The organism is Paenibacillus sp. BJ-4 (assembly GCF_020404765.1).
GTDB lineage: Bacteria > Bacillota > Bacilli > Paenibacillales > Paenibacillaceae > Paenibacillus.
Window position 1 is genome coordinate 1 of sequence record NZ_JAIVEM010000048.1, and the last position, 299, is coordinate 299.

At 60.5% G+C, this 299-nt stretch carries 1 protein-coding gene; it reads left to right on the forward strand.

What is annotated here, in order from left to right:
• The coding region (locus tag LCF57_RS09835; protein ID WP_226000526.1) for an AMP-binding protein at positions 1-299 on the forward strand (299 nt) is incomplete at both ends.

A 299-nucleotide genomic window follows, 5' to 3' on the forward strand; every position in this document is an offset into this window, starting at 1 on the left:
CCACTGCTCTTTATAAAACCGAAACGGTGGAGAAATTGGCCGCTCACTACTTGCAGCTGCTTGAATCCATTCTCCGCAACCCGTCGGCGACTATTGCCGAGCTGGATATTTTGACACCGGCGGAAAAAGAGCAAATTCTCGGCGCGTTTAACCCGGCGCAGCCGGAAGCGGCTCCTGCGGCCGCGTTCCACCGGCTGTTTGAGGAACAGGCGGAGCGCACGCCGGAAGAGGCGGCCGTCGTGTACGAGAACGACCGGCTGACGTATGCGGAGCTGAACGAGCGGGCGAACCGCTTGGCG